At 75.0% G+C, this 18,169-nt stretch carries 14 protein-coding genes; 13 read left to right on the top strand and 1 reads right to left on the bottom strand.

The annotated features are described in order from the left end of the window. Positions 1-16: 16 nt before the first annotated feature. The 7 genes from ACIG0D_RS34290 to cobI are packed head-to-tail and all read left to right on the top strand — an operon-like array spanning position 17 to position 10,831. On the top strand, positions 17-958 hold the full coding sequence (locus ACIG0D_RS34290; RefSeq protein WP_399809060.1) for a cobalamin biosynthesis protein: 942 nt from the start codon (positions 17-19) through the stop codon (positions 956-958). Then, positions 955-2,499, top strand: coding sequence for a cobyric acid synthase (locus ACIG0D_RS34285; RefSeq protein WP_399809057.1), 1,545 nt, complete (start codon positions 955-957; stop codon positions 2,497-2,499). Before ACIG0D_RS34290 ends, ACIG0D_RS34285 begins: the two co-directional genes overlap by 4 nt. Further along, positions 2,496-6,158: a cobaltochelatase subunit CobN gene (cobN, locus tag ACIG0D_RS34280; protein WP_399809054.1), complete on the top strand. Its 3,663-nt coding sequence runs from the start codon at positions 2,496-2,498 to the stop codon at positions 6,156-6,158. The genes ACIG0D_RS34285 and cobN overlap by 4 nt, the downstream gene beginning before the upstream one ends. Beyond that, the gene (locus ACIG0D_RS34275; protein WP_399809052.1) at positions 6,155-8,152 is read left to right on the top strand and encodes a putative cobaltochelatase; all 1,998 of its coding nucleotides are present in this window, start codon (positions 6,155-6,157) and stop codon (positions 8,150-8,152) included. Before cobN ends, ACIG0D_RS34275 begins: the two co-directional genes overlap by 4 nt. After that, positions 8,152-8,751 (top strand): cob(I)yrinic acid a,c-diamide adenosyltransferase, encoded by a 600-nt coding sequence (gene cobO / locus ACIG0D_RS34270; protein WP_399809050.1) that lies wholly within the window; start codon positions 8,152-8,154, stop codon positions 8,749-8,751. Before ACIG0D_RS34275 ends, cobO begins: the two co-directional genes overlap by 1 nt. Beyond that, positions 8,748-10,103 carry a cobyrinate a,c-diamide synthase gene (locus tag ACIG0D_RS34265; protein ID WP_399809164.1) on the top strand — a complete coding sequence of 452 codons (1,356 nt, stop codon included), beginning with the start codon at positions 8,748-8,750 and terminating at the stop codon, positions 10,101-10,103. The genes cobO and ACIG0D_RS34265 overlap by 4 nt, the downstream gene beginning before the upstream one ends. Continuing rightward, positions 10,100-10,831: a precorrin-2 C(20)-methyltransferase gene (cobI, locus tag ACIG0D_RS34260; RefSeq protein WP_399809048.1), complete on the top strand. Its 732-nt coding sequence runs from the start codon at positions 10,100-10,102 to the stop codon at positions 10,829-10,831. The genes ACIG0D_RS34265 and cobI overlap by 4 nt, the downstream gene beginning before the upstream one ends. A gap of 20 nt (positions 10,832-10,851) precedes the next feature. Here cobI and ACIG0D_RS34255 read toward each other — a convergent pair whose 3' ends face one another. Then, positions 10,852-11,580 (bottom strand): ZIP family metal transporter, encoded by a 729-nt coding sequence (locus ACIG0D_RS34255; RefSeq protein ID WP_399809045.1) that lies wholly within the window; start codon positions 11,578-11,580, stop codon positions 10,852-10,854. A gap of 110 nt (positions 11,581-11,690) precedes the next feature. Between ACIG0D_RS34255 and cobM the strand changes: the two genes are divergently transcribed. From cobM to cobC, 6 genes are read left to right on the top strand one after another with little or no spacing between them, the layout of a single operon-like run. After that, positions 11,691-12,509, top strand: coding sequence for a precorrin-4 C(11)-methyltransferase (gene cobM, locus ACIG0D_RS34250; protein WP_399809042.1), 819 nt, complete (start codon positions 11,691-11,693; stop codon positions 12,507-12,509). Beyond that, positions 12,506-13,744 carry a precorrin-6y C5,15-methyltransferase (decarboxylating) subunit CbiE gene (cbiE, locus tag ACIG0D_RS34245; protein WP_399809039.1) on the top strand — a complete coding sequence of 413 codons (1,239 nt, stop codon included), beginning with the start codon at positions 12,506-12,508 and terminating at the stop codon, positions 13,742-13,744. The genes cobM and cbiE overlap by 4 nt, the downstream gene beginning before the upstream one ends. Next, positions 13,741-15,432: a precorrin-3B C(17)-methyltransferase gene (gene cobJ, locus ACIG0D_RS34240; protein WP_399809036.1), complete on the top strand. Its 1,692-nt coding sequence runs from the start codon at positions 13,741-13,743 to the stop codon at positions 15,430-15,432. Before cbiE ends, cobJ begins: the two co-directional genes overlap by 4 nt. Beyond that, positions 15,429-16,019 (top strand): precorrin-8X methylmutase, encoded by a 591-nt coding sequence (locus ACIG0D_RS34235; protein ID WP_399809034.1) that lies wholly within the window; start codon positions 15,429-15,431, stop codon positions 16,017-16,019. The genes cobJ and ACIG0D_RS34235 overlap by 4 nt, the downstream gene beginning before the upstream one ends. Continuing rightward, entirely contained in the window at positions 16,016-16,957 is a 942-nt protein-coding gene (locus ACIG0D_RS34230) for a sirohydrochlorin chelatase (RefSeq protein WP_399809032.1), read from the top strand. Before ACIG0D_RS34235 ends, ACIG0D_RS34230 begins: the two co-directional genes overlap by 4 nt. Further along, complete coding sequence (cobC, locus tag ACIG0D_RS34225) at positions 16,947-18,005, top strand: Rv2231c family pyridoxal phosphate-dependent protein CobC (protein WP_399809029.1); 1,059 nt, start codon at positions 16,947-16,949, stop codon at positions 18,003-18,005. Before ACIG0D_RS34230 ends, cobC begins: the two co-directional genes overlap by 11 nt. Positions 18,006-18,169: the final 164 nt, after the last annotated feature.

The following is an 18,169-nucleotide window of genomic DNA, read 5'->3' as shown; positions in this document are numbered from 1 at the left end:
CGGCCGGCTGAGCCCCATGCGTGCCGATCGCGTCTTCGCGTACGGCGCCGCCGCCGGTCTTCTCGGTGATCTGCTCCTCGGCGATCCGCGCCGCGGGCATCCGGTCGCCGCGTTCGGCCGGGCCGCGGGCGCCGTCGAGCGTGTCCTGTACCGGGACGACCGGGGCCGGGGCGCCCTGCACACCGCGGTGTGCGCCGGTGGCGCTCTCGCCGTCGGGGCTCTGGCCGCGAGGGTCGTACGCTCCTCCCCCGCCGCCTCCGTCGCGCTGACCTCCGTCGCCACCTGGGCCGTCGTCGGCGGGACTTCGCTCGCGCGCGAGGCCGGCGTCGTCGGGCGGGCGCTGGAGGCGGGTGACGTGGAGGCCGCCCGGGAGCGGCTGCCGCATCTGTGCGGGCGGGACCCGCAGGCGCTGGACGCCGACGGGATCGCCCGGGCGGTCGTCGAGTCGGTCGCCGAGAACACCTCCGACGCCGTCGTGGGCGCGCTGGTGTGGGGGGCCGTGGCGGGTGTGCCCGGGCTGCTGGGGTTCCGGGCCGTCAACACCCTGGACGCCATGGTGGGTCACAAGTCGCCCCGCTACCGGCGTTACGGCTGGGCCTCCGCCCGCCTCGACGACGTCGCCGGGTGGCCGGGGGCGCGGCTGACCGCCGTACTCGCCGCGCTGTCGGGTGACGATCCGCGCGGTGCCGTGCGCGCCTGGCGGGCCGACGCCCACCGGCACCCGAGCCCCAACGCCGGGCCCGTGGAGGCCTCGTTCGCGGGGGCGCTCGGGGTGCGGCTGGGCGGCACGTTGTCGTACGGGGGGCGCGTGGAGCACCGGCCCGTGCTGAACGGACAGGGGCGCGCCGTCCAGGTCACCGACATCCGGCGGGCCGTACGGCTCTCCCGGCGGGTGAGCTGGCTGGCGCTCGGCGTGTGCGCGGGCGCACGCCTCATCGGGAAGGGGCGTAAGCGATGAACGGGGGTCTCCTCGTCGCCGGCACCACCTCCGACGCCGGCAAGAGCGTCGTCACCGCCGGGATCTGCCGGTGGCTGGTGCGGCAGGGGGTGAAGGTCGCGCCGTTCAAGGCGCAGAACATGTCCCTCAACTCCTTCGTCACGCGCGAGGGTGCCGAGATCGGGCGGGCGCAGGCCATGCAGGCGCAGGCCTGCCGGGTCGAGCCCACGGCGCTGATGAACCCCGTGCTGCTCAAGCCCGGTGGCGAGCAGAGCAGCCAGGTGGTGCTGCTGGGCAAGCCGGTGGGCGAGCTGAGCGCGCGCGGGTATCACGGCGGGCGGCAGCAGAAGCTGCTCGGCACGGTGCTGGACTGTCTCGCCGAACTGCGGGGCACGTATGACGCGGTGATCTGTGAGGGGGCCGGTTCGCCCGCCGAGATCAATCTGCGGCGGACCGACATCGTGAACATGGGCATCGCGCGGGGTGCCGGGCTGCCCGTGCTCGTCGTCGGCGACATCGACCGGGGCGGTGTCTTCGCCTCGTTCTTCGGGACGGTCGCCCTGCTGTCGCGCGAGGACCAGGAGCTGGTCGCCGGGTTCCTCGTCAACAAGTTCCGCGGGGACGTCTCCCTGCTGGAGCCCGGCCTGGACATGCTCCGCGACCTGACCGGGCGGCGGACGTACGGCGTGCTGCCGTTCCGGCACGGCCTCGGCATCGACGAGGAGGACGGGATGGGGGTGCCCCCGCGCGAGCGAAGCCGAGCGTGGGGGAGCGTGTCGCTGCGCGGCACCGTGCGCGAGTCGAACACCGCGCCGCCGGTCGGCGAGGACGTGCTGCGGGTCGCCGTGTGCGCGATCCCGCTGATGTCCAACTTCACCGACGTGGACGCGCTGGCCGCCGAACCCGGTGTCGTGGTCCGGTTCGTGGACCGGCCCGAGGAACTGGCGGACGCCGACCTCGTGATCGTGCCGGGCACGCGCGGCACCGTGCGCGCCCTGGAGTGGCTGCGGGAGCGCGGGCTGGCGGACGCGCTGCTGCGCAGAGCGGCCGAGCACCGGCCCGTCCTCGGCATCTGCGGCGGCTTCCAGGTGCTCGGCGAGCACATCGAGGACGACGTCGAGAGCCGCCGCGGCCACGTCGACGGGCTCGGGATCCTGCCCGTGCGGGTGCGGTTCGCCCGCGAGAAGACCCTCACCCGGCCCGAGGGTGAAGCCCTCGGCGAGCGCGTGGCGGGCTACGAGATCCACCACGGCGTCGCCGAAATCCTCGGCGGAGAGCCCTTCCTGGACGGCTGCCGGGTCGGCCAGACCTGGGGCACCCACTGGCACGGCTCCCTGGAGTCGGACGGCTTCCGCCGCGCCTTCCTGCGCGAGGTGGCCGCCGCCGCGGGCCGCCGCTTCGTGCCGGCCCCCGACACCTCCTTCGCCGCGCTGCGCGAGGAACAGCTCGACCGGCTCGGCGACCTGATCGAACAGCACGCGGACACGGACGCGCTGTGGCGGCTCATCGAGTCCGGTGCGCCGCAAGGACTGCCCTTCATTCCCCCGGGAGCGCCCGCATGACCACTGGCACTGGCACTGTGTTGTTGTTGTCGACCGCCGACACCGATCTGCTGGCGGCCCGTGCCTCCGGCGCGCCCTACCGGATCGGCAACCCGGCGCGCGTCGACGTCGCCGAGGACCTTCCGGCGCTGCTCGACGGCTCCGACATCGCCGTCGTACGGCTGCTCGGCGGCAAGCGCGCCTGGGAGGACGGGCTCGCCGCGCTGAAGGCGTCCGGCATCCCGACCGTGCTGCTGGGCGGCGAGGCGGTGCCGGACGCCGAGCTGATGGCCGAGTCGTCGGTGCCCGCCGGTGTGGTGGCCGAGGCGCTGAAGTACCTGGTCGAGGGCGGGCCCGCCAACCTCACCGAACTCGCCCGGTTCCTGTCCGACACGGTGCTGCTGACCGGCGAGGGCTTCGCGCCGCCGCAGCGGATGCCGGAGTACGGCGTGCGCGGCGAGCGTCCCCTGGCCGAGGGCCGCCCGACCGTCGGCGTGCTCTTCTACCGGGCCCACGAACTGAGCGGCAACACCGCGTTCGTCGACACCCTCTGCGACGCGATCGAGGCGCAGGGGGCGAACGCCCTGCCCGTGTACTGCGGTTCGCTGCGCGGCGCGGACCCCGGGCTGTACGAGATCCTGGGGCGGGCCGACGCCCTGGTCGCATCCGTCCTCGCCGCGGGCGGCACCCACGCCTCGCAGGCCTCGGCGGGCGGTGACGAGGAGTCCTGGGACGTGGGCGCGCTCGCCGAGCTGAACATCCCCGTGCTGCAGGGCCTCTGCCTCACCTCCTCGCGGGCCGCGTGGGAGGAGTCCGACGCGGCGCTCTCCCCGATGGACGCGGCGATGCAGGTCGCGATCCCCGAGTTCGACGGCCGGCTGATCACCGTGCCGTTCTCGTTCAAGGAACAGGGCGCGGACGACGTGCCCGTGTACGTCGCCGACCCGGAGCGGGCCGCGCGGGTGGCCGGGATCGCCGTACGCCACGCCCGGCTGCGGCACAAGCCGAACGCGGACAAGCGGATCGCGCTGGTCTTCACCGCGTACCCGACCAAGCACTCGCGGGTCGGCAACGCGGTCGGCCTCGACACGCCCGCGTCGGCGGTCCGGGTCCTGGACGCCCTGCGGGACGCCGGTTACGTGGTCGAGGGGTACCCCGACAACGGCGACGAGCTGATCCACCGCCTCATCGAGGCCGGCGGCCACGACGTGGAGTGGCTGACCGAGGAGCAGCTGGCCGCGGCGCCCGCGCGGGTGCCGCTCGCCGACTACCGGGCGTGGTTCGAGAAGCTGGACCCGGAGTTGCGCGAGGCCATGCGGGAGGCGTGGGGCGAGCCGCCGGGCTCCCTCTACGTCGACGGCGACGACATCGTGCTGGCGTCGCTGCGGTTCGGGAACGTCATCGTGATGATCCAGCCGCCGCGCGGCTTCGGCGAGAACCCGATCGCGATCTACCACGACCCGGACATGCCGCCGTCGCACCACTACATGGCGGCCTACCGCTGGCTGGAGAACAGCTTCGGCGCGGACGCGATCGTGCACATGGGCAAGCACGGCACGATGGAGTGGCTGCCGGGCAAGGGCCTCGGCCTCAGCGGCGGCTGCGCGCCGGACGCCGTCCTCGGCGACCTGCCGCTGGTCTACCCCTTCATCGTCAACGACCCCGGCGAGGGCACCCAGGCCAAGCGGCGCGGCCACGCCACGGTCGTCGACCACCTGGTGCCGCCGATGGCCCGCGCGGACACCTACGGCGACCTGGCGAAGCTGGAGCAGCTGCTCGACGAGTACGCGCTGGTCTCCGACCTGGACCCGGCGAAGGCCCCGGCGGTCCGCGCGCAGATCTGGACCCTCGTCAAGGCCGCCGAACTGCACCACGACCTGCATGTGGACGAGCAGCCGGACGACGACGAGTTCGACGAGTTCGTCATGCACATCGACGGTTATCTGTGCGAGATCAAGGACGTGCAGATCCGCGACGGCCTGCACATCCTCGGCGGCGGCCCGGTCGGCGAGCCGCGCGTGAACCTGGTGCTGGCCGTGCTGCGCGCCTCGCAGGTGTGGGGCGGGCAGGCGAACGCGCTGCCGGGGCTGCGGGCCTCGCTGGCGGCGCACTTCGGGCTGGACGAGAAGGAGCTGCTGGCCGAGCCGGGCGCGCCGGTGAAGGTGCCGGTGGAGCTGACCGACCTGGTGGACGGTCCGGCGCGGACGGCCTCGGACGCGATCGACCTGCTGGAGCAGTTGTGCCGGCGGATCGCGGAGGGGATGGAGGAGCGCGGCTGGGACGTCTCCGAGAGCACCGCTCTCGTCCGGGACGTCCTCGGCACCGAACTGCCCGACGCCGTCGCCGTGCTGGAGTTCGCCTGCACCGAGGTCGTGCCGAGGCTCGCCCGGACGACGGACGAGATCGGCCACATCCTCAGGGCGCTGGACGGCGGTTACGTCCCCGCGGGCCCGTCCGGCTCCCCCACCCGCGGCCTGGTCAACGTCCTCCCCACCGGCCGGAACTTCTACTCCGTCGACCCGAAGGCGATCCCGTCCCGGCTGAGCTGGGAGGTCGGGCAGTCGCTGGCGGACTCGCTGGTGCAGCGCTATCTCGCCGACAACGGGGAGTACCCCAAGTCCGTGGGCCTCACGGTCTGGGGCACCTCGGCCATGCGCACCCAGGGCGACGACATCGCCGAGATCCTGGCGCTGCTGGGCTGCCGCCCGGTGTGGGACGAGGCGTCCCGGCGCGTGACCGGCTTCGAGGTCATCCCGCTGGCGGAGCTGGGCCGGCCGCGCATCGACGTCACCGTCCGGATCTCCGGCTTCTTCCGGGACGCGTTCCCGCACGTGGTCGGGCTGATCGACGACGCGGTGCGGGCGGTGGCCGAGCTGGACGAGCCCGCCGAGTCCAACTACGTGCGGGCGCACGTGGACGAGGACACCGCCGAGCACGGCGACCGGCGGCGCGCGACGGCCCGTATCTTCGGCTCGAAGCCGGGGGCTTACGGCGCCGGTCTGCTGCCGCTGATCGACGCGCGGAACTGGCGCAGCGACGCGGACCTCGCCGAGGTGTACGCCGTCTGGGGCGGCTACGCCTACGGGCGCGGGCTCGACGGGCGGGCGGCGCGCGGGGACATGGAGACCGCGTTCCGGCGGATCGCCGTCGCCGCGAAGAACGTGGACACCCGCGAGCACGACCTGGTCGACGCGGACGACTACTTCCAGTACCACGGCGGCATGGTCGCCATGGTCCGCCATCTGACCGGCGCCAACCCCCAGGCGTACGTGGGCGATTCGGCGACCCCGGACCAGGTGAAGACCCGCACCCTGGGCGAGGAGACCCACCGTGTCTTCCGCGCCCGCGTGGTCAACCCGCGCTGGATGGCGGCCATGCGGCGCCACGGCTACAAGGGCGCCTTCGAGATGGCGGCGACCGTGGACTACCTGTTCGGCTACGACGCCACCGCCGGGGTCGTGGACGACTGGATGTACGAGAAGCTGAGCGCGGAGTACGTCTTCGACCCGGAGAACCGGGACTTCATGAAGAAGTCCAACCCGTGGGCGCTGCGCGGCATCACCGAGCGGCTGCTGGAGGCGGCGGACCGAGGCCTGTGGGCCGAGCCGGACGCGGACACGCTGGAGCGGCTGCGCGCCACCTATCTGGAGCTCGAAGGCGACTTGGAGGGCGACCAGTGACCACCCCCTTCCCTTTCACGGCCGTGGTCGGCCAGGACGATCTGCGGCTCGCGCTGCTGCTGAACGCCGTGTCCCCGGCGGTCGGCGGAGTCCTCGTGCGCGGCGAGAAGGGCACCGCGAAGAGCACGGCCGTGCGGGCCCTGTCCGCGCTGCTGCCCGAGGTCGCCGTCGTGCCCGGGTGCCGGTTCTCGTGTGACCCGGCCGCCCCGGACCCCGGCTGCCCGGACGGGCCGCACGAGGCGGGCGCCGGGACGACGCGTCCCGCGCGCATGGTCGAACTCCCCGTCGGCGCCTCCGAGGACCGGCTCGTCGGCGCCCTCGACATCGAGCGGGCGCTCGCGGAGGGCGTGAAGGCGTTCGAGCCTGGTCTGCTCGCCGACGCGCACCGGGGGATCCTGTACGTCGACGAGGTCAACCTGCTCCACGACCACCTGGTCGACCTGCTGCTGGACGCGGCGGCGATGGGTGCCTCGTACGTGGAGCGCGAGGGCGTGTCCGTGCGGCACGCCGCCCGCTTCCTGCTCGTCGGCACCATGAACCCGGAGGAGGGCGAGCTGCGTCCGCAGCTGCTCGACCGGTTCGGGCTGACCGTGGAGGTCGCGGCCTCGCGGGAGCCGGAGCAGCGGGTGGAGGTCGTCCGCCGGCGCCTCGCCTACGACGACGACCCGGCCGCCTTCGCCGCGCGCTGGGCCGACGAGGAGGCCGCCGTACGGGAACGGATCGTCGCCGCGCGGCGGTTGCTGCCGCAGGTGCGGCTCGGCGACGGGGCGCTGCGGCAGATCGCCGCGACCTGCGCGGCGTTCGAGGTGGACGGTATGCGCGCCGACATCGTGATGGCGCGCACGGCGACGGCGCTGGCCGCGTGGGCGGGCCGCACGGACGTGCTCGCGGAGGACGTGCGGCAGGCGGCGCTGCTGGCGCTGCCGCACCGGCGCCGGCGCAATCCCTTCGACGCGCCGGGCCTCGACGAGGACAAGCTGGACCAGACCCTGGAGGAGTTCTCCGGGGAGGACGACTCGGACCCGGACCCGGACCCGGACGGTCCCGGCGGGGGCGGTGGGGGCGGTGGGGAGCCCGCTCCCGACAGCGGCCCCCAGGGCGGTGACACCGCCGCGCGCCCGGAGGCCGGGGAGGGCGGCGAGCCGCAGCCGTCGGGGGCGGGTGAGCAGTCCCCCGCGCGGGCGGCCGAGCCGTTCCGTACGAAGGTGCTGAGCGTGCCCGGTATCGGCGAGGGCGCCGCCGGGCGGCGTTCGCGGGCGCGGACCGAGCAGGGGCGGACCACCGGGGCCCGGCGGCCCCGGGGCGCGCTGACCAAGCTGCACCTGGCGGCGACCGTGCAGGCGGCGGCCCCGCACCAGCGGGCGCGGGGGCGGTCCGGGCCGGGGCTGGTGGTCCGCCGGGACGATCTGCGGCAGGCGACCCGTGAGGGGCGTGAGGGCAACCTCGTGCTGTTCGTGGTGGACGCATCCGGCTCGATGGCCGCCCGGCAGCGGATGAGCGCCGTGAAGGGTGCCGTGCTGTCGCTGCTGCTGGACGCCTATCAGCGGCGGGACAAGGTGGGGCTGGTGACGTTCCGGGGCACGTCCGCCGACGTCGCGCTGCCGCCCACGTCGTCCGTGGACGCCGCCGCCGCGCGGCTGGAGTCGCTGCCGACGGGCGGCCGTACGCCGCTCGCCGCGGGTCTGCTGAAGGCGCACGACGTGCTGCGGGTGGAGCGGCTGCGGGACGCCGCGCGCCGGCCGCTGGTCGTCGTCGTGACGGACGGGCGGGCGACGGGCGGTCCCGAGCCGGTGGCGCTGGCCGGGCGTGCCGCGCGGCTGTTCGCGGCCGAGGGCGTGGCGTCGGTGGTCGTGGACTGCGAGTCGGGGCCAGTGCGGCTGGGGCTCGCGGGGCAGCTCGCCGCCGATCTGGGCGGTACGGCGGTGACGCTGGACGAGCTGCGCGCGGACAGCATCGCCGGTCTGGTGAAGGACGTGACGAGGAGGGCCGCGTAATGCCGCAGGGACAGCCGAGTGTCATCCCGGACGATGGTCTGACGACCCGTCAGCGACGTAACCGGCCGCTCGTCGTCGTGCACACCGGGGTCGGCAAGGGCAAGTCGACGGCCGCCTTCGGGCTGGCGCTGCGCGCCTGGAACCAGGGCTGGCCGATCGGGGTGTTCCAGTTCGTCAAGTCGGCGAAGTGGAAGGTCGGCGAGGAGCGGGCGCTGCGGGTGCTGGGCGACTCCGGTGAGGGCGGGACCGTCGCCTGGCACAAGATGGGCGAGGGCTGGTCCTGGGTGCAGCGCGACGCGCAGATGGACAACGAGGAGAAGGCCCGCGAGGGCTGGGAGCAGGTCAAGCGGGACCTGGCGAACGAGACGTACAGGCTGTACGTGCTCGACGAGTTCGCGTACCCCATGCACTGGGGCTGGGTCGACACGGACGAGGTCGTGCAGGTGCTGCGCGACCGCCCCGGCACCCAGCACGTCGTCATCACCGGGCGCAACGCGCCGGAGAAGCTGGTCGACTTCGCCGATCTCGTGACCGACATGTCCAAGGTGAAGCACCCCATGGACGTCGGGCAGAAGGGGCAGAGGGGCATCGAGTGGTGAACCCCTCCTCGTCCGTTCCCCGGCTGGTGGTCGCCGCGCCCTCCTCGGGGAGCGGGAAGACCACCGTCGCCACGGGGCTGATGGCCGCGTTCGCCGCGCGGGGGCTCACCGTGTCCCCGCACAAGGTCGGGCCGGACTACATCGACCCCGGCTACCACGCGCTCGCGACCGGGCGCGTGGGGCGCAACCTCGACGCGTACCTGTGCGGTCCGGAGCTGATCGGGCCGCTGTTCGCGCACGGCGCGCGCGGCTGCGATCTCGCCGTCGTCGAGGGCGTGATGGGGCTGTACGACGGGGCGGCCGGGGAGGGCGAGCTGGCGTCCACCGCGCAGGTGGCGAAGCTGCTGCGGGCGCCGGTGGTGCTCGTGGTGGACGCGTCGTCGCAGTCGCGGTCGGTGGCCGCGCTGGTGCACGGTTTCGCGTCCTGGGACCCCGAGGTGCGGATCGGGGGCGTGATCCTCAACAAGGTCGGCTCAGACCGGCACGAGGCACTGCTGCGGGAGGCGCTGGACGCGTCCGGGGTGCCCGTGCTCGGGGTGCTGCGGCGGGCGCCGCAGGTGGAGACGCCGTCGCGGCACCTGGGTCTGGTGCCGGTGGCCGAGCGGCGTACGGCCGCGGTGGAGGCCGTGGCGGCGATGGCCGCGCAGGTCGAGGCAGGGTGCGATCTGGAGGCGCTGGCGGGGCTGGCGCGCAGTGCGGGCGCCCTGTCGTGCGAGGCGTGGGAGCCGCCGGTGGTGTCCGGCGGGACGCGCCCCGTGGTGGCCGTGGCCGGTGGCGCGGCGTTCACGTTCTCGTACGCCGAGCACGCCGAGCTGCTGACCGCCGCCGGGGCCGAGGTGGTGACGTTCGACCCGCTGCGGGACGAGGCGCTGCCGGAGGGCACGGCGGGACTGGTGGTCGGCGGCGGGTTCCCTGAGGTGTACGCCGGTGAGCTGTCCGCCAACGAGCCGCTGCGCGAGGCGGTCGGCGAGCTGGCGCGCTCCGGCGCCCCGGTGGCCGCCGAGTGCGCGGGGCTGCTGTATCTGTGCCGGGAGCTGGACGGGCAGCCGATGTGCGGGGTGCTGGACGCCTCCGCGCGGATGAGCGAGCGGCTGACGCTGGGCTACCGGGACGCGGTGGCCGTCGGCGACAGTGCGCTGGCCCCGGCCGGGACCCGGATGCGGGGGCACGAGTTCCACCGCACGGTCGTCGAGCCCGGCGCGGGGGCGGCCCCGGCGTGGGGGGTGCGGGCGCCCGAGCGGCGCGTCGAAGGTTTCGTACAGCGCGGTGTGCACGCGAGTTATCTGCACACGCACTGGGCGTCCGAGCCCGGTGTCGCCCGTCGGTTCGTGGAGAGGTGCCGGACGTCATGAGCAGCAGGCTGATCGGGGTCGGGGTCGGTCCGGGCGACCCGGAGCTGGTGACCGTGAAGGGCGTGAACGCGCTGCGGGCCGCCGAGGTCGTCGTCGTACCCGTGATGGACACGGGCGAGCGCGGGCGCGCGGAGGCGACCGTGCTGCACTACGTGCCCGAGGAGAAGGTCGTCCGGGTGGTGTTCGCGCTGAACGAGCGGACCGACCGGGCGCGGCGCGAGGCCGCCTGGGACGCGGCCGGCGAGCGGGTGGCCGAACTGCTGCGGGCGCGCGGCTCGGTGGCGTTCGCGACCATCGGGGACCCGAACGTGTACTCGACGTTCACGTATCTCGCGCAGACCGTGGCCGAGCTGGTGCCGGGCACGGTCGTCGAGACGGTGCCCGGGATCACCGCCATGCAGGATCTGGCGGCCCGCTCGGGTGCCGTGCTGACGGAGGGCACCGAGCCGCTGACGCTGGTGCCGGTGACCGCGGGTGCGGCCGTGCTGAAGGATGCGCTGAACGGGCCGGGGACGGTCGTGGCGTACAAGTTCGGGCGGCAGGCCGCCGAGGTCGCGGAGGCGCTGCGCGAGAGCGGCCGGATCGAGGGTGCCGTGTGGGGGTCGGCGCTGGGGCTGCCGGAGGAGTCGATCCGGCCGGCCGCCGAGCTGGACGGGGCGGCGCTGCCGTATCTGTCGACGCTGATCGCGCCCGCGCGGCGGGACGGCGGACGGGGCGGGAAGCTGTGAGCCGCCGTCCGGGCGGGCGGTCACTCGGCGATGCCGACCACCAGCCAGATGAACGCGGCGCCCGCGACCGTGCACAGCAGGGTCGAGCGGGCCGGGTGCTCGTGGTGGGCCTCGGGCAGGATCTCGGCCGCCGCGAGATAGAGCAGCGCGCCGCCGAAGAAGCCGAGATAGCCGCCGAGCAGCGGCTCGGGGATGGTGAACAGCAGCGTGGAGGCCGCGCCGGCGACCGGGGCGACCGCGTCCGCGACCAGCATGGCGACGGCGCGGCGGCGGGCGTTGCCGTAGACGGTCGTCAGGGTGAAGGTGTTGAAGCCGTCCGCGAAGTCGTGGGCGATGACGGCGAGCGCGACGGCGACGCCCATGCCGTGGCCGACCTGGAAGGCGGCGCCGATGGCGACGCCGTCCATCGCGCTGTGGCCGACCATGGCCGCGGCGGCGGTGAGGCCCACCTCGGGCGCCCGGCCGTCGTGTTCCTCCGCGCCGTGCGCGGCCTGCCGGGCGGCCAGCAGACGTTCCACCAGATGGGCTACGAGGAAACCCGCCACGAACAGCAGCAGGGCCACCGGGACACCGTGCACCTCGGTGCCCGCCGCCTCCAGCGCCTCCGGCAGCAGGTCCAGGCCGACGACGCCCAGCATCAGGCCGCCGGCCAGGCCCAGCACCAGGTGGCGGCGGTCGGTCACGCGCTGTGCCGTCCAGCCGCCGGCCAGCGTCATCAGGAACGCGCCGAGCGCGACGAACACCGCCATGCGCCCTTGCTATCGGATCGGCGGCGGGTCGCGCACGTCCGACCCGGCCCGCGTTGACCTCGCGTCGCACACACCCCCGCGTTGAACTCCCGTACGAGAGGAACCCACCCATGGCCGACACCCCCACCGGCAAGGTGACCTTCGTCGGTGCCGGCCCCGGCGCCGCCGATCTGCTGACGTTCCGTGCCGCGCGCGCGATCGCCGAGGCCGACATCGTGATCTGGGCGGCGAGCCTGGTCCAGGCGGAGGTGCTGGAGCACGCGCGGGAGGGTGCCGAGATCCTGGACTCGGCGACGATGTCGCTGGAGGACGTGGTCGCCGTCTACCGACGGGCGCACGCCGACGGGCTGAAGGTGGCCCGCATCCACTCCGGCGACCCCGCCTTGTGGGGCGGTACGCAGGAGCAGCTGGACCGGTGCCAGGAGATCGGCATCGACACCGAGATCGTGCCGGGTGTGTCGTCGTTCTCCGCGGTGGCCGCGCTGGCGCAGCGGGAGCTGACGATCCCGGAGGTCGCGCAGTCCGTGGTGCTGACCCGGCTGGGCGGCGGCAAGACGCCGATGCCGCCCGGCGAGGAGGTCCGCGAGTTCGCCAAGCACGGCACCACCATGGCCATCTTCCTGTCGGCGGCGCGCAGCGGACAGCTGGTGCGGGAGCTGCTGGAGGGCGGCTATCCGACGACGACTCCGGTGGTCGTGGCGTACCAGGCGACCTGGCCCGAGGAGCTGGTCGTGAAGTGCACGATCGGCACGCTGGAGGAGACCGTCAAGGAGCACAAGCTGTGGAAGCACACGCTGTTCCTGGTCGGCCCGGCCCTCGACGCGCACGGCACCCGCTCGCACCTGTACCACCCGGGGCACTTCCACGGGTACCGCAAGGCCGACCCGGAAGCCCGCAGGGCGCTGCGCGCGCGGGGTGCCCAGCAGTGATCACCGTCGTCGGGACGGGGACCGGGGCGCCCGCGCCGCGGGAGGCGGTGGCCGGGGCGGAGCTGGTCGTCGGCGGGCGGCGCCATCTGGACGCCGTACGGCTGCCGGAGGGCGCCGAGCGGATCGTGCTCGGGCCGCTGGCGCCCGCGCTGGACGCCATGGAGCCGTACGTCGGCAAGGACCGGCCCGTGGTGGTGCTGGCCTCGGGCGATCCCGGGTTCTTCGGGATCGTGCGGGCGCTGGCCGAGCGGTTCGGGCCCGAGCGGCTGGACGTGCGGGCCGGGGTGTCCTCGGTGGCCGCCGCGTTCGCGCGGGTCGGACTGCCCTGGGACGACGCGGTGGTGGTCAGCGCGCACGGCCGGGAGCCGCGTACGGCGGTGAACGTGTGCCGCGCGCACCCCAAGGTGGCGGTGCTGACCGGGCCGGGCGCGGGGCCCGCCGAGCTGGGCGCGGCGCTGCGGGACAGCGGGCGGGTGCTGGTCGTCGCGTCCGCGCTGGGCGATCCGGAGCGGGAGCGCGTGGAGCGGGTGACGCCCTCCGAGGCGGCGGCCCGGGACTGGGGTACGGCGGTCAGCGTCGTCCTGTCCCTCGATCCCGGGCGGGTGCTGGGCGCGGTGCGCACGGTGGCCGGTCCGGCCGTACGGCCCGCCGGATGGGCGCTGGACGAGGGCGACTTCGCGCACCGCGACTCGATGATCACCAAGTTCGAGGTGCGGGCGCTGGCCCTGGCCCGGCTCGGGCCCCGGCTCGGCGACCTGGTGTGGGACGTCGGCGCGGGCTCCGGCTCCGTGGCCGTGGAGTGCGCGCGGCTCGGCGCGGCGGCGGTCGCCGTGGAGAAGGCGGCGGACGGGGTGGAGCGGATCCGCGCCAACGCCGCCGCGCACGGCGTGGACGTGCGGGCGGTGCACGGGTCGGCGCCGGACGCGCTGGCCGGTCTCGCCGACGATCCGGACGCCGTGTTCGTCGGCGGCGGCGGGCGCGAGCTGCCCGCGATCGTCACCGCGTGCGCGCGGCGCGCCCGGCGCACGGTGGTCGTCGCGATGGCCGCGCTGGACCGGGTGCCGGCCGCGCGGGAGGCGCTGACGAGCGCCGGGTTCTCCTGTGACGGGGTGCTGTTGCAGTCGTCCCGGCTCGCGCCGCTGCCCGGGGACGTGACCCGGCTCGCGGCGACCAATCCGGTTTTTCTGCTGTGGGGTGTCAGAAGCCCCGTGATCCAAGAGGGAGTTGCCCAGTGATCGGCCTCATTTCCGCCACCGCGGCGGGAGCGGCGGCGCGGGACCGGCTGGCCGCGGCGTGGCCGGACCGTACGCGCGTGTACGACGGACCCGTCAAGGACGCCGTGCGGCGGGCGTTCGCCGAGTGCGAGCAGCTGGTGTGCTTCCTGGCCACGGGCGCGGTCGTCCGGCTGCTCGCGCCGCTGCTGGACGACAAGGCGTCCGACCCGGGTGTGGTGTGCGTCGACGAGGGCGGGCGGTACGCCGTGTCGCTGGTCGGCGGGCACGGCGGCGGCGCCAACGAGCTGGCCCACGCGGTGGGTTCGGTGCTGGGCGCGGAGCCGGTGGTGACGACGGCGACCGACGCCGTCGGCATCGCGGGTCTCGACACGCTCGGGCTGCCCGTGGAGGGCGAGGTCGCGGCGGTGTCGCGGGCGCTGCTCGACGGGGAGCCGGTGGCGCTGCGCGCGGAGGTGGCCTGGCCGCTGCCGCCGCTGCCGGTCGCCGAGGACGGGCCGTACACGATCCGGGTGACGGACCGGCTGGTCGAGCCCGCCGCGCGGGAGGCCGTGCTGCGTCCGCCGACCCTCGTCGTCGGAGTGGGCGCCTCGAAGGGCGCCCCCGTCGAGGAGGTGCTGGGGCTGGTCGAGGAGGCGCTGCGGGACGCGGGGCTGTCCGCGCGCAGTGTCGCCGAGCTGGCCACCGTGGACGCCAAGGCGGAGGAGCCCGGCATCGTCGGGGCCGCCGCCCGGCTGGGCGTGCCGCTGGTGACGTACGCCGCCGAGGAGCTGGCCGCGGTCGAGGTCCCCAACCCGTCGGACGCTCCGCTCGCCGCGGTGGGCACACCGTCGGTGGCGGAGGCGGCGGCGCTGGTGCGCGGCGGTGAACTCCTCGTCCCCAAGCGGAAGTCGGCGGCCAGCCCCGCCATGGCGACCTGCGCGGTCGTACGGCGGCCCGGGCGCGGGCGGCTCGCGGTGGTCGGGCTCGGTCCGGGCGCCCGCGACCTGCTCACGCCGCGCGCCAAGGCCGAGCTGGAGCGGGCGTCGGTGCTGGTCGGGCTGGACCAGTACGTCGACCAGATCCGCGACCTGCTGCGGCCCGGCACCCGGATCCTGGAGTCCGGGCTGGGCGCCGAGGAGGAGCGGGCGCGCACGGCGGTCGCCGAGGCCCGCAAGGGTCAGGCGGTCGCGCTGATCGGCAGCGGCGACGCGGGCGTGTACGCGATGGCCTCCCCCGCGCTCGCCGAGGCGTCCGACGACATCGACGTGGTCGGTGTGCCGGGCGTGACCGCGGCGCTCGCGGCGGCGGCGATCCTGGGCGCGCCGCTCGGCCACGACCACGTCTCGATCAGCCTGTCCGATCTGCACACGCCGTGGGAGGTCATCGAGCGGCGGGTGCGGGCGGCGGCCGAGGCGGACATCGTCGTGACCTTCTATAACCCGCGTTCGCGCGGCCGTGACTGGCAGTTGCCGAAGGCGCTCGCGATCCTCGCCGAGCACCGGGAGCCGGCCACGCCGGTCGGTATCGTCCGCAACGCGTCGCGGGCCGACGAGTCCGGCCGGCTCACCACACTGGCGGAGCTGGACCCCGCGACGGTCGACATGATGACGGTCGTGACGGTGGGCAACACCGCGACCCGGGAGATCGCGGGCCGCATGGTGACGCCGCGCGGCTACCGCTGGCAGACAGCGCAGGAGGGCGCCCAGTGAACCGTGTGGTCCACCCCATCGAGCAGGAGTCCTTCCGGCGGCTGCGCGCCCGCCTGAACACCTCGCACTTCCCGCCGCTGACCCGCGCGGTGGTGGAGCGGGTCATCCACTCCGCCGCCGACCTCGACTACGCCGACGACCTCGTCATGGACGAGGCCGCGCTGGAGAAGGCGTACGCCGCGCTGCACGCCGGGGCGCCCGTCGTCGTGGACGTCGAGATGGTCGCCGCCGGGATCACCCGCCGGGAGACCGTCTGCCGGCTCAAGGACGCGAAGGCCGGGCCGGACCTCACCCGCTCCGCGCACGCCATGCGGCTGGCCTACGACCAGGTCGGGCCGGGCGCGCTGTGGGTGATCGGCTGCGCGCCGACCGCCCTGGAGGAACTGCTCACCCTGGACGCCGATCCGGCGCTCGTCATCGGTCTGCCCGTCGGCTTCGTCGGGGCGGCCGAGTCCAAGGCCGCCTTGCGCGAGAGCGGGCTGCCCGCCGTGAGCAACGTGTCCGAGAAGGGCGGCTCGGCGGTCGCCGCCGCCGCGCTCAACGCCCTGCTGTACCACCCCACTTCGTACTCCGAGGAGACATCGTGACCACCCCGCCGCCCGCCCTGCTCATCGCCGGCCACGGCACCCGGGACGACGCCGGCGCCGAGGCGTTCCGTGACTTCGTCCGGGAGCTGGGGCGCCGCAACCCGGACCTGCCCGTCGCGGGCGGCTTCATCGAGCTGTCCCCGCCGCCGCTCGGCGAGGCGGTGACCGAGCTGGTGGAGCGGGGGGTGCGCCGGTTCGCCGCGGTGCCGCTGATGCTGGTGTCCGCCGGGCACGCCAAGGGCGACATCCCGGCCGCGCTGGCGCGTGAGAAGGAGCGGCACCCGGGGATCTCGTACACGTACGGCCGTCCGCTGGGCCCGCACCCGTCGCTGCTGGCCGTGCTGGAGCGGCGGCTGGACGAGGCGCTGGGCGGTACGGCCCGCACGCCCGAGGACCGCGCGGACGTCACCGTGCTGCTGGTCGGGCGCGGGTCGACGGACCCCGACGCCAACGCCGAGGTGCACAAGGCGGCGCGGCTGCTGTGGGAGGGACGCGGCTACGCCGGGGTGGAGACCGCGTTCGTGTCGCTGGCCGCGCCGGACGTGCCGAGCGGGCTGGACCGGTGCGCGAAGCTGGGCGCGCAGCGGATCGTCGTGCTGCCGTACTTCCTGTTCACCGGCATCCTGCCGGACCGGGTGCGGCAGCAGACCGAGGGCTGGGCGGCGGCGCACCCGGAGATCGAGGTGCGCTCGGCGGACGTCATCGGGCCGGAGCCGGAGCTGCTGGACCTGGTGATGGAGCGGTACGAGGAGGCCCTGAAGGGCGATCTGCGGATGAACTGCGACTCGTGCGTGTACCGCATCGCGCTGCCCGGCTTCGAGGACAAGGTGGGCATGCCGCAGCAGCCGCACTACCACCCCGACGACGACGGCCACCACCACGGGCACGGCCACGGGCATCACCATCACGGGGGGCACGCACACACCCATGCGCACTGACGACGGGCACGATCTGCGGCATCACGGTGACGCGGAGGTCCGCGACGACGGCTCCGCCCTCACCGATCTGGCGGTGAACGTACGGTCCGACACTCCCCCGGCGTGGCTGCGGGAGGTGATCGCCGGCTCGCTGGACGGGCTGGCGGCCTACCCCGACGGGCGGGCCGCGCGGGCCGCCGTCGCAGCGCGGCACGGGCTGCCGGCCGAGCGGGTGCTGCTGACGGCGGGGGCGGCGGAGGCGTTCGTGCTGCTGGCGCGCGCGTTGAAGGTGCGCCGGCCCGTGGTCGTGCACCCGCAGTTCACCGAGCCGGAGGCGGCGCTGCGGGACGCCGGGCACTCGGTGGACCGGGTGCTGCTGCGGGAGGAGGACGGATTCCGGCTGGATCCGGGGCTCGTCCCCGAGGACGCCGACCTCGTGGTGATCGGCAACCCGACCAATCCGACGTCCGTGCTGCACCCCGCCGCCGTGATCGCCGGGCTGGCCCGGCCCGGGCGGACGCTCGTCGTGGACGAGGCGTTCATGGACGCGGTGCCCGGTGAGCGGGAGGCGCTGGCCGGGCGGACGGACGTGCCCGGGCTGGTGGTCCTGCGCAGTCTGACCAAGACGTGGGGGCTGGCGGGGCTGCGGATCGGGTACGTGCTCGCGGCGCCGGAGACCGTCGCCGAGCTGGAGCGGGCGCAGCCGTTGTGGCCGGTGTCCACGCCGGCGTTGGTGGCGGCCGAGGCGTGTGTGGCGCCGCGGGCCCTGGCCGAGGCGGCGCACGCGGCGCACCGGATCGCGGCGGATCGCTCGTATCTCGTGGCGGGGCTGGGCTCGTTCGCGGAGGCCGGGTTGCGGGTGGTGTCCCCTGCGGAGGGTCCCTTCGTGCTGGTCCGCCTGCCCGGGGCCGCGGTGGTCCGTCGGCGGCTGCGGGAGCTGGGCTTCGCGGTGCGGCGCGGGGACACGTTTCCCGGGCTGGGTGAGGAGTGGCTGCGGGTCGCTGTGCGGGATCGGGGGACGGTGGATCGGTTGCTGGGGGCGTTGAGGGTGGTTCTGGGCGAGGGCTGAGCGGGGATCGAGCGGTGGTCGAGCGGGGGTGGGGGGGGGGGGGGGGGCGGCGCCGGCCCCGCCCCCCCCCCCCCCCCCCCCCCCCCCGCCGGCGGCCGGCGGGCGGGGGGGGGCGGCGGGGGCGCGGGGGGGGGGGGGCGGGGGCGCCTGGCGCGGGAGGCGGG

The organism is Streptomyces sp. NPDC052773 (genome assembly GCF_044547145.1).
GTDB lineage: Bacteria > Actinomycetota > Actinomycetes > Streptomycetales > Streptomycetaceae > Streptomyces.
This window is presented reverse-complemented; position numbering and strand designations above follow the sequence as displayed.